Source organism: Simplicispira sp., assembly GCF_028687295.1.
Lineage (GTDB): Bacteria > Pseudomonadota > Gammaproteobacteria > Burkholderiales > Burkholderiaceae_C > Simplicispira > Simplicispira metamorpha.
Window position 1 is genome coordinate 1 of record NZ_JAQUAL010000110.1, and the last position, 10,832, is coordinate 10,832.

The window sequence follows — 10,832 nt, forward strand, 5'->3', positions numbered from 1 at the left end:
CGCTCTTCGGGCGATTGCAGGCGCTCCTTGTCGGGCGTCAGGCCTTCGTTGATCAGGTAGGGCTTGATCGAGTTGTACTGCTTGAAGAACTGCGTCATGTCCACGATCAGGTCGCGGATCACGGGCAGGCCCGGCAGGGGCTTCAAAGTGATGACGCCCGGCAGCGTGTTCATGTTGGTCAGGCAGGCCAGACCATTCTTGCCGTTGATGTTCATGGCGTCGGAGCCACACACGCCTTCGCGGCAGGAGCGGCGGAACGACAGCGTGGGGTCTTGCTCTTTGAGCTTGACCAGGGCGTCCAGCAGCATGCGCTCGTGGCCGTCGAGTGCGATTTCGACGGTTTGCATGTAGGGCTTGGCGTCCTTGTCCGGGTCGTAGCGGTAGATTTGGAATGTGCGTTTTTGCATGGTTCTTCTCTTGAAGTGCTACTGGTTTAGAACGTGCGAACCTTGGGCGGCACGCTGTCCACAGTCAAGGGCTTGAGGTTGACCGGCTTGTAATCGAGGCGGCTGCCTTCGCTGTACCACAGGGTGTGCTTGAGCCACTCCTTGTCGTTGCGGCCCAGCGGGAACTCGGCGTGGTCGGCGCCATGCTCGTAGTCGTACACGGTGTGGGCGCCACGGCATTCGGTACGGGCGGCGGCAGACACCATGGTGGCCTGGGCCACTTCGATCAGGTTGTCCACTTCCAGCGCTTCGATGCGGGCGGTGTTGAACACCTTGGACTTGTCTTTCAGGGTGACCTTGCCCACGCGGCTGCGGATTTCAGCAATCTTTTTGACGCCTTCGTCCATGCTGGCCTGTGTACGGAACACGCCAGCGTGTTGCTGCATGGCCGTGCGGATGTCGCCCGCCAAGCTTTGGGCATAGATGCCTTCGCTGGACTTGTCGAGTTGGTTCAGGCGCTCCAGGGTGCGGTCGGCCGCATCCTTGGGCAGAGGCTTGTGCTCTTTGTTCTTGTCGTTGAACTCGACGATGTGGCGGCCAGCGGCCTTGCCGAACACCAGCAAATCCAGCAGCGAGTTGGTGCCCAGGCGGTTGGCGCCGTGCACGCTGACGCACGAGCATTCGCCCACCGCGTACAGGCCGTTGACCACGGCATTGTGGATACCGTTGGCCTGCGTGACCACTTGGCCGTTGATGTTGGTCGGCACGCCACCCATCTGGTAGTGGATGGTGGGCACCACGGGGATGGGCTCTTTGGTGATGTCCACGTTGGCGAAGTTGACGCCAATTTCGTACACCGAGGGCAGGCGCTTGTGGATGGTGTCGGCGCCCAGGTGGTCGAGCTTGAGCAGCACGTAGTCCTTGTTGGGGCCACAGCCACGGCCTTCCTTGATTTCCTGGTCCATGGAGCGGGACACGAAGTCACGCGGTGCCAGGTCTTTCAGGGTGGGCGCATAGCGCTCCATGAAGCGTTCGCCGTTGCTGTTGAGCAAGATGGCGCCTTCGCCACGGCAGCCTTCGGTCAGCAGCACACCGGCGCCGGCCACGCCGGTGGGGTGGAACTGCCAGAATTCCATGTCCTGCAGCGGAATGCCGGCGCGTGCCGCCATGCCCAGACCGTCGCCGGTGTTGATGAAGGCATTAGTCGAGGCAGCGAAGATGCGGCCGGCGCCACCCGTGGCGAGCAGCACGGTCTTGGCTTCCAGGATGTACAGGTCGCCGGTTTCCATTTCCAGCGCGGTCACGCCCACCACGTCGCCGTCGGCGTCGCGGATCAGATCCAGCGCCATCCATTCGACGAAGAAGTTGGTCTTGGCCTTGACGTTCTGCTGGTACAGCGTGTGCAGCATGGCGTGGCCAGTACGGTCAGCGGCGGCGCAGGCGCGTTGCACAGGTTTTTCGCCGTAGTTGGCGGTGTGGCCGCCAAAGGGACGCTGGTAAATGGTGCCGTCGGGGTTGCGGTCGAACGGCATGCCGAAGTGTTCCAGCTCGTACACGACCTTGGGGGCTTCGCGGCACATGAACTCGATGGCGTCCTGGTCGCCCAGCCAGTCGGAGCCCTTGATGGTGTCGTAGAAGTGGTAGTGCCAGTTGTCCTCGGACATGTTGCCCAGCGATGCGCTCACGCCACCTTGCGCTGCCACAGTGTGCGAGCGGGTGGGGAACACCTTGGACAGCGAGGCCACGTTCAGGCCTGCGCGGGACAGTTCGAGGGCAGCGCGCATGCCGGAGCCGCCGGCGCCGACGATGACGACGTCAAATTTGCGCTTGGTGATGTTAGCGTTGGTGTAGCTCATTATTTGCCTTCAGTCGCGGTAATCAGAGACGCCACAAAACTTGGAAACCCCAGCCAGCACAGCCGACCAGCCAGACGATAGTGAAGACCTGCAGCGTCAGGCGCAGACCCACGGGTTGGATGTAGTCCATGAACACATCGCGCACGCCAACCCAGACGTGCCATGCCAGTGCGACGATGACGGAGAAGGTCAGTACCTTCATCCATTGGGCGGCAAAAATGCCTGCCCACAGGTGGTAGCCGATGGGGCCTTTGCTGAACACCACTTGCGCCAGCACCACCAGGGTGAACAAGGCCATCAGGACTGCCGTCACGCGCTGGCTGAGCCAGTCGCGCAGGCCATAGTGGGCACCGACGACGATGCGCTTGGAACCGTAATTTACGGACATAGTTAGTTTCCTCTTGAGTCGATCACAGGTGCTGCCGCAGTGGCTGGCACCGCCAGTTCATCAGTACAGACCAAACAGCTTGGCGCCCAGCACCACCGCCAGGGCGATGCTCACCACCAGGACGGCGGTGGCGGAAGACTTGCCAAACTCTTTGCTGACGGCGTCGTGGCTGACGTCCATCCACAAGTGGCGCATACCGGCCAGCAGGTGATGCAGGTAGGCCCAGATCAGGGCCAGTGCGGCGAGCTTGACGAACCAGCCGGGCACGAAGCCCAGCCCTGCGCTGAACGCAGACGTGAAGCGACCGAAGGAAATTTCGGAAGACACGGAGGTGTCAAACATCCAGATGATGAAGGGCAGCAACAAGAACATGATCAGGCCGCTGGCACGGTGCAGGATGGAAACCCATGCAGCAGCCGTCATGCGGTAGGTGGTCAGGTCCTTGAAGGCGTTGATGTTGCGGAATTCAGGCCGCTTTTTGGCTAGCTCGGTCATGGCAAATGCTTTCGTGGATGTAACTGCTTGGTAATTTCGCGCGGACGGGGGAAGCCAAAATTCTATTGCAATGCAGCAAGCAGGGGTTTGGCGCGGGCTGTATTTTCAGCTTTTTGCTTGTGTGGCGCTTACAGACGGGCTTTGTCAACTCAATTCGTTGCGGTAATGGTGTGTGTCTGTACGGTAAAGACCACGGCGTAACTCCATGGGAACATCGTTATAGGTGTAAGCAATGCGTTCCACGCTCAGCAGCGGTGTGGTGGGGGTGACTTGTAACAGCCTGGCCTGCTCTTCGTCGGGCAGAACGGCGCGGAGTTTTTCTCCGGCGCGCACCATGCGCACGCCAAAGTCCAACTCCAGCATGGCGTAGGTGGGGCCGGGGTAGCTGGCCATTTGTGCGGCGCTCAGGCCCTTGAAGGCCTGGCCGGGCAGCCAGATGTCTTCCAGAATGGTGGGCACGCCGCTGAACGACAAAATGCGACGCGCCTGCACTACGGGGTCGCCCGTGCGCAGGCCCAGCGCGCGGGCCACCTCAGCGCTGGCGCGCACCCGCTTGCAATCGAGGATATTGCGCTCGGCAGGGCCTTCCACGCTGGCGTCGCCGCTGTCGGGCAGTAGCTTGAGGAAGCGGTACTGCACATGCTGCTCTGCATGGGTGGCGACAAAAGTGCCCTTGCCCTGGCGGCGAATCACCAGGTGTTCGGCGGCCAGATCGTCAATGGCCTTGCGCACCGTCCCCTGGCTGACGCGAAAACGGGCGGCCAGTTCCATTTCGCTGGGGATCGCCTCGCCGGGTTTCCATTCGCCCGCTTGCAGGCTTTGCAGGATCAGTCCCTTGATCTGCTGGTACAGGGGACTGAAGGCTGGCGCGGGAAGGCTTGCTGCGCTGGAGGGCGAAGGCTGGTTGTCGGGGGTGGGCAGGGGCAGGGAGGACATGGTGGCGCAGGCAATGCGGGCATGCGACCCGGCAACGCCAGGCATGGCACGGCTGCATCATATCTTATATAAGACATAAGACAAATTGGCGCGGCACGAAAATCAACGGTAGAATCGGCGGCTGTTTGCGGGGCACATGTTGCTGGTAACAGGCGCAGGTGGCAACCGCTGCACCCCTCCCTGTTTTTCTTCACTTCCTGGAGTTTTCACCATGAGCAAAGCACCCGTTCGCGTGGCCGTCACTGGCGCAGCAGGTCAAATCGGTTACGCCCTGTTGTTCCGCATCGCCTCCGGCGAAATGCTGGGCAAAGACCAGCCCGTCATCCTGCAACTGCTCGAAATCCCTGACGAAAAAGCCCAGAACGCGCTCAAGGGCGTGATCATGGAACTGGAAGACTGCGCCTTCCCGCTGTTGGCTGGCATCGAAGCCCACAGCAACCCCGAAGAAGCTTTCAAAGACACCGACTACGCCCTGTTGGTCGGTGCCCGTCCCCGTGGCCCCGGCATGGAGCGCGCCGACCTGTTGGCCGCCAACGCTGCCATCTTCACCGTGCAAGGCAAGGCCCTGAACAAGGTCGCCAGCCGCAACGTCAAGGTGCTGGTGGTCGGTAACCCCGCCAACACCAACGCCTACATCGCGATGAAGTCGGCCCCCGATCTGCCGGCCAAGAACTTCACCGCCATGCTGCGCTTGGACCACAACCGCGCTGCCTCGCAAATCGCTGCCAAGACCGGCACTGCCGTGGGCGACATCCGCAAGCTGACGGTGTGGGGTAACCACTCGCCCACCATGTACGCCGACTACCGTTTTGCCACCATCAACGGCGCTTCGGTCAAAGACACCATCAACGACCAAGTCTGGAACGCTGACACCTTCCTGCCCACCGTGGGCAAGCGCGGTGCTGCCATCATTGCAGCGCGCGGCCTGTCGTCGGCTGCCTCGGCTGCCAACGCTGCCATCGACCACATGCGCGACTGGGCCCTGGGCTCCAACGGCGAATGGGTGACGATGGGCGTGCCTTCCAACGGCGAATACGGCATTCCTGCCGGCATCGTGTTTGGCTTCCCCGTGACGACTGAAAACGGCGAATACAAAATCGTTGAAGGTCTGGAAATCGATGCCTTCTCGCAAGAGCGCATCAACATCACCCTGGCCGAGCTGCAAGGCGAAGCCGACGGCGTCAAGCACCTGCTGTAAACGCGCCTGACAGCGCAGGTTGCCCGGATGGTGCGCCATCCGTTGCAATTTGCGCTGCCCCTTTTTCCTCTCTTTTTGCCTGCGCTTTTGATGCCATGACCCATCCCCGCGACGTTCTTTTGGGTGCCCAAGCGCAGGCAGGCTTCCTGCCCGTCTGTGACCATTACAGCGGCGTGGAAGTGCGCATGCGCAAAAGCCTGCAATTGCAGGCCGAAATGACCGAAGAATTCGGCACCTGCGTCTTTGATGTCACCCTCGACTGCGAAGACGGCGCCCCCGTCGGTGCCGAGGCGCAGCACGCCGCCCTGGTAGCGGCCCTGGCCCGCGATGCCGCCCCCGGCGCCCGTGTGGCAGCCCGCGTTCACCCCGTCGATCACCCCGCTTTTGCCAACGACATCGCCACCATCGTGGGCGAGGCCGGCCACCGGCTGTGCCACATCATGCTGCCCAAGGTCGAGTCGGTGGACGACGTACTTTTGGCCGAAAAAGCCCTACAAGCCGCGTCCGCCGGGCGCCTGCCGCTACATGTTTTGATTGAGTCGCCCGCTGCCGTACACCGTGCCTTCGAGATTGCCGCGCACCCGTCGGTGCAAAGCATGAGCTTTGGCCTGATGGATTTTGTCTCGGCCCATGGCGGTGCCATTCCAGCTTCGGGCATGACATCTGCCGGGCAGTTCACGCACCCGCTGGTGGTGCGTGCCAAGCTTGAAATTGCCTCGGCCTGCCATGCCCATGGCAAGGTGCCGTCGCACTGCGTGGTCACTGAGTTCAGCGATACCGCTGCCATGCAGTCAGCCGCCCACCGCGCCGCCTTTGATCTGGGCTACACCCGCATGTGGAGCATCCACCCCGCGCAGATCAGACCTATTCTGGCGGCCTTTGCACCCGCCCAGAATGAGATCGAGTCTGCTGCAAAAATCATAGCTGCTGGCGCAGGTGCAGATTGGGCTCCCATCAGTTTTGAGGGTGTATTGCACGACCGTGCCAGCTACCGTTATTTCTGGCAGGTGCTGGAGCGCGCCCACCAAACCGGGCAAGCGTTGCCAGTTGCGGTACAACCCTGGTTTGCGCCCACCTGTTCCTGACCCGAATTGACCGCTGGAGTTGTCCGCCATGAAAAATCTGTTTGCAATCACCCTGTTGGCACTGGCCCCCGCCGTGGTGCTGGCCCAGGCGCAAGCCACTGCGCCCAAGAGTCCCGCCAAAAATGCGTCCAGCGCTGCCGCCAAGAAAAGCAGTGCTGCCAAAGCCGCTGCCAAGTCCCGCGCCAAAACCACTGCCAAGGCCGATGACAAAGTTCTGGTGGCCAAGGCGCAACCCAGCCGCACCAAGGCCGTGGCCGCCGGCGCTGTGGCAGCGGGTGCCGTCGGTGCAGCGGGCGTCGCCGCCGCAGGGTTGACGCAGCAAGAGCTGTCGATCGCCGAGCAGGTTCACGTCGGCCACATCCCTTGTGAGCTGGGGGCTTCGGTCAACGTGACCGCTGACGCCAACGCGCCAGGCCATTTCCATGTCGATGGCAAAGGCTTCAAATACCACATGGCCCCGGTGGCCACCACCACCGGCGCCGTGCGCCTGGAAGACCAGAAGGCCGGGGCCGTCTGGTTGCAGATTGCCAACAAATCCATGCTCATGGACCAAAAACGCGGCCAGCGCCTGGCCGATGAGTGCATGAGCCCGGCACAGTACCAAGTGGCCCAGGCCATCAAGAAAAACCCCCCACCCAGCGTGTTGGACGCGCTGCCCAATAACGCCAGGTAAGTCCTGGTGTTGCCCCACTTCACAAAAACTACCGGAGAAACCGATGTTGAAAGCCTACCGTGACCACGTGGCCGAGCGCGCAGCGCTGGGCATTCCCCCACTGCCCCTGGATGCCAAGCAAGTAGCCGACCTGATCGAGCTGATCAAGAACCCGCCCGCTGGTGAAGATGCCTTCTTGCTCGATTTGCTCACGCACCGCGTGCCCCCTGGTGTGGACGATGCCGCCAAGGTCAAGGCCTCGTTCCTGGCCGCTGTCGCCCACGGCGACGTGCAAGTTGCGCTGATTTCCAAGGCCAAGGCCACCGAGCTGCTGGGCACCATGGTCGGTGGCTACAACGTCCACCCCCTGATTGAGCTGCTGGAGGACACCGATGTGGCCGCCGTGGCTGCCGAAGCGCTGAAAAAGACGCTGCTGATGTTCGACTTCTTCAACGACGTTGCTGACAAAGCCAAGGCGGGCAATGCAAAAGCCAAGGAAGTGATGCAATCGTGGGCCAATGCCGAGTGGTTCACCAGCCGCCCCGAAGTCGAGAAGAAAATCACCGTCACCGTGTTCAAGGTGCCCGGCGAAACCAACACCGACGACCTCTCGCCTGCGCCCGATGCCTGGAGCCGTCCCGACATCCCGCTGCACTACCTGGCGATGTTGAAGAACACGCGCCCTGATGCAGCCTTCAAGCCCGAAGAAGACGGCAAGCGCGGCCCCATGCAGTTCATCGACGACCTGAAGAAAAAGGGCCATCTGGTGGCCTACGTCGGCGACGTGGTGGGCACGGGCTCCAGCCGCAAGTCGGCCACCAACTCCATCGTTTGGGCCACCGGCCAGGACATCCCCTTCGTGCCCAACAAGCGCTTTGGTGGCGTGACCCTGGGCGGCAAGATCGCTCCCATCTTCTTCAACACGCAAGAAGACTCGGGCTCGCTGCCCATCGAAGTGGACGTCTCCAAGCTCGAAATGGGTGACGTCATTGACGTGCTGCCCTACGACGGCAAGATCGTCAAAAACGGCGAAACCGTGGCCGAATTCGCGCTCAAGAGCGACGTGCTGTTTGACGAAGTGCGCGCCGGTGGCCGTATCAACCTGATCATTGGCCGCAGCCTGACCGCCAAGGCCCGTGAATTTTTGGGCCTGAGCGCTTCTACCCTGTTCCGCCTGCCCACTGCCCCGGCAGAGTCGAAGGCTGGCTTCACGCTGGCGCAAAAAATGGTGGGCCGTGCCGTCGGTCTGCCCGAAGGCCAGGGCGTGCGCCCCGGTACCTACTGCGAACCCAAGATGACCACCGTCGGTTCGCAAGACACCACCGGCCCCATGACCCGCGACGAGCTGAAAGACCTGGCTTGCCTGGGCTTCTCGGCCGATCTGGTCATGCAATCGTTCTGCCACACCGCCGCCTACCCCAAGTCGGTGGACGTGAAAACGCACCGCGAACTGCCTGCCTTCATCAGCAACCGTGGCGGTGTGGCCCTGCGCCCCGGCGACGGTGTGATCCACAGCTGGCTCAACCGCCTGCTGCTGCCCGACACCGTGGGCACCGGTGGCGATTCGCACACCCGCTTCCCCATCGGCATTTCCTTCCCCGCAGGCTCCGGTCTGGTGGCCTTTGGTGCCGCCACGGGCGTGATGCCGCTGGACATGCCTGAATCCATCCTGGTGCGCTTCAAGGGCGAAATGCAGCCTGGCGTGACCCTGCGCGATCTGGTGCATGCGATTCCGCTGTACGCCATCAAGCAAGGTCTGCTCACGGTGGCCAAGGCGGGCAAGGTCAATGCCTTCTCGGGCCGTATCCTGGAAATCGAAGGCCTGCCCGACCTGAAGGTCGAGCAAGCGTTTGAGCTGTCGGACGCGTCCGCCGAGCGCTCCGCTGCGGGCTGCACCATCAAGCTCAACAAAGAGCCGGTGGCTGAATACCTGCGCTCGAACATCGTGCTGATGAAGAACATGATCGCTGACGGTTATGCCGACGCCAAGACGCTGGCCCGCCGCATCGAGAAGGTCGAAGCCTGGTTGGCCAACCCCAACCTGCTCGAAGCCGACAAGGATGCCGAATACGCCGCCGTGATCGAAATCGACCTGGCTGACATCAAGGAACCCATCGTCTGCTGCCCCAACGATCCGGACGACGCCAAGTTCCTGTCTGAAGTGGCTGGCACCAAGATTGACGAGTCCTTCATCGGTTCGTGCATGACCAACATCGGCCATTTCCGTGCTGCCGCCAAGCTGCTGGGCGGCCAGCGCGACATCCCCGTCAAGATGTGGGTGGCTCCGCCCACCAAGATGGACCAGTCCGAGCTGATCAAGGAAGGCCATTACGCCGCGTTTGGCGCCTCCGGTGCGCGCACCGAAATGCCCGGCTGCTCGCTGTGCATGGGCAACCAGGCGCAGGTGCGTGAAGGCGCCACGGTCATTTCGACCAGCACGCGCAACTTCCCCAACCGCCTGGGCAAGAACACCAACGTGTTCCTGGGCTCGGCCGAGTTGGCCGCCATTGCCTCCAAGCTGGGCAAGCTGCCGACCAAGGAAGAGTACCTGGCCGCGATGGGCGTGATCGACGCCGACAAGGCCAGCGTGTACCGCTACATGAACTTCGACCAGATCGAAGAGTACGCCGACGTGGCCAAGGGCGTTGCCGCCTGAGCCGCCTGTTGCGCTCCCTGAAAACCCGCCTCAAGCGGGTTTTTTTGTATCTGATACGCCCCGGATTGCCGCATCTGCTGCTGTGATTGCGGTGCGGGCTGCGCCATAGTCAAGGCCTTGGCACAGGGGCGCTGCGCAGCGCCTCTGGTTGTTGTTTTGAGGCTTGCATGTCCCACACTCCCCCCCCACCGCGCGGGAAATCGCCGCGCAAAGTCATCCCCATCACCCCGGCAGTCGATTCTGGCTCGCTCTACGAAGCCCAGGTCAAGATACAGCCGCGCTCCATTCGCGGCGTGTTTGCCAATTGGCGCTGGGCCATGGTGTGGGTCACCCAGTTGTTCTTCTATATCGTGCCCTGGTTGCAGTGGAACGACCGGCAGATGCTGCTGTTTGACCTGGAGCAGCGGCGCTTTTACCTGTTCGGGTTGCTGCTCTACCCGCAGGATTTCATCTACCTCACGGCGCTGCTGATCATTTCTGCGCTGTCGCTGTTTTTGTTCACGGCGGTGGCCGGGCGGCTGTGGTGCGGCTTTGCCTGTCCGCAGACGGTCTATACCGAAATCTTCATGTGGATAGAGCACAAGGTAGAGGGCGACCGCAGCGCGCGCCTGCGCCTGGATGCCTCGCCGTGGACGGCGGACAAGCTGTGGCGCAAATCGCTCAAGCAGTTCTTGTGGGTGGCGGTGTCGCTGTGGACGGGCTTTACCTTCGTGGGCTACTTTGTGCCGATTCGCACGCTGGCCGTCGAGGTGATGGCGCTGCAAGGCGGCTGGCAGATTTTCTGGGTGCTGTTTTATGGCTTGGCCACCTACGGCAATGCCGGCTTTTTGCGTGAACAAATCTGCAAATACATGTGCCCGTATGCGCGTTTCCAGAGCGCCATGTTTGACAAAGACACGCTCATCGTCACCTACGACACCGAACGTGGCGAGGCGCGTGGCCCGCGCACCAAGGCAGTGGACTACAAGGCGCAGGGCCTGGGCGATTGCATTGACTGCACGCTGTGCGTACAGGTCTGCCCGGTGGGCATCGACATCCGCGATGGCTTGCAGTACGAGTGCATTGGCTGCGGCCTGTGCGTGGACGCCTGCAACTCCGTCATGGACAAGATGCAATACCCGCGCGGCCTGATCCGCTACACCACGCCCAACGCTCTGGCCCAGCGCTGGAGCCCGCGCCA

10 protein-coding genes are annotated in these 10,832 nt (G+C 62.0%); 5 read left to right on the top strand and 5 right to left on the bottom strand.

Annotation, left to right across the window (positions count from 1 at the left end; all coding sequences use genetic code 11):
• The 5 genes from PHX69_RS11870 to PHX69_RS11890 all read right to left on the bottom strand — a co-directional run.
• A partial coding sequence (locus tag PHX69_RS11870; RefSeq protein WP_288043891.1) for a 2Fe-2S iron-sulfur cluster-binding protein occupies positions 1 to 407 on the bottom strand: 407 nt, incomplete at its 3' end.
• A 26-nt stretch (positions 408 to 433) separates the two neighbouring features.
• Positions 434 to 2,242, bottom strand: a complete 1,809-nt coding sequence (sdhA, locus tag PHX69_RS11875; protein WP_119011826.1) for a succinate dehydrogenase flavoprotein subunit — start codon at positions 2,240 to 2,242, stop codon at positions 434 to 436.
• A 22-nt stretch (positions 2,243 to 2,264) separates the two neighbouring features.
• A complete protein-coding gene (gene sdhD / locus PHX69_RS11880; protein WP_119011827.1) occupies positions 2,265 to 2,630 on the bottom strand; it encodes a succinate dehydrogenase, hydrophobic membrane anchor protein in 366 nt (121 codons plus the stop codon).
• A 60-nt stretch (positions 2,631 to 2,690) separates the two neighbouring features.
• Complete coding sequence (sdhC, locus tag PHX69_RS11885; RefSeq protein WP_119011828.1) at positions 2,691 to 3,125, bottom strand: succinate dehydrogenase, cytochrome b556 subunit; 435 nt, start codon at positions 3,123 to 3,125, stop codon at positions 2,691 to 2,693.
• Between the two features lie 144 nt (positions 3,126 to 3,269).
• A complete protein-coding gene (locus PHX69_RS11890) occupies positions 3,270 to 4,061 on the bottom strand; it encodes a GntR family transcriptional regulator (RefSeq protein ID WP_119011908.1) in 792 nt (263 codons plus the stop codon).
• A 211-nt stretch (positions 4,062 to 4,272) separates the two neighbouring features.
• On the opposite strand from PHX69_RS11890, the gene PHX69_RS11895 reads away from it, so the two are divergent.
• From PHX69_RS11895 to ccoG, 5 genes are all read left to right on the top strand, one after another.
• Positions 4,273 to 5,259, top strand: coding sequence for a malate dehydrogenase (locus PHX69_RS11895; protein ID WP_119011829.1), 987 nt, complete (start codon positions 4,273 to 4,275; stop codon positions 5,257 to 5,259).
• A 95-nt stretch (positions 5,260 to 5,354) separates the two neighbouring features.
• On the top strand, positions 5,355 to 6,344 hold the full coding sequence (locus PHX69_RS11900; protein ID WP_119011830.1) for an HpcH/HpaI aldolase/citrate lyase family protein: 990 nt from the start codon (positions 5,355 to 5,357) through the stop codon (positions 6,342 to 6,344).
• A gap of 28 nt (positions 6,345 to 6,372) precedes the next feature.
• Positions 6,373 to 7,017, top strand: coding sequence for a hypothetical protein (locus PHX69_RS11905; protein ID WP_288043896.1), 645 nt, complete (start codon positions 6,373 to 6,375; stop codon positions 7,015 to 7,017).
• A gap of 43 nt (positions 7,018 to 7,060) precedes the next feature.
• On the top strand, positions 7,061 to 9,652 hold the full coding sequence (acnB, locus tag PHX69_RS11910) for a bifunctional aconitate hydratase 2/2-methylisocitrate dehydratase (RefSeq protein WP_119011832.1): 2,592 nt from the start codon (positions 7,061 to 7,063) through the stop codon (positions 9,650 to 9,652).
• 167 nt (positions 9,653 to 9,819) lie between these two features.
• Positions 9,820 to 10,832: cytochrome c oxidase accessory protein CcoG (gene ccoG, locus PHX69_RS11915; protein WP_288043898.1), on the top strand; the 1,013-nt coding region annotated here is incomplete at its 3' end.

Coding starts and splice junctions, on each gene's coding strand:
- sdhA (WP_119011826.1), bottom strand. CDS start 2,242: ATGAGCTACACCAACGCTAACATCACCAAGCGCAAATTTGACGTCGTC.
- sdhD (WP_119011827.1), bottom strand. CDS start 2,630: ATGTCCGTAAATTACGGTTCCAAGCGCATCGTCGTCGGTGCCCACTAT.
- sdhC (WP_119011828.1), bottom strand. CDS start 3,125: ATGACCGAGCTAGCCAAAAAGCGGCCTGAATTCCGCAACATCAACGCC.
- PHX69_RS11890 (WP_119011908.1), bottom strand. CDS start 4,061: ATGTCCTCCCTGCCCCTGCCCACCCCCGACAACCAGCCTTCGCCCTCC.
- PHX69_RS11895 (WP_119011829.1), top strand. CDS start 4,273: ATGAGCAAAGCACCCGTTCGCGTGGCCGTCACTGGCGCAGCAGGTCAA.
- PHX69_RS11900 (WP_119011830.1), top strand. CDS start 5,355: ATGACCCATCCCCGCGACGTTCTTTTGGGTGCCCAAGCGCAGGCAGGC.
- PHX69_RS11905 (WP_288043896.1), top strand. CDS start 6,373: ATGAAAAATCTGTTTGCAATCACCCTGTTGGCACTGGCCCCCGCCGTG.
- acnB (WP_119011832.1), top strand. CDS start 7,061: ATGTTGAAAGCCTACCGTGACCACGTGGCCGAGCGCGCAGCGCTGGGC.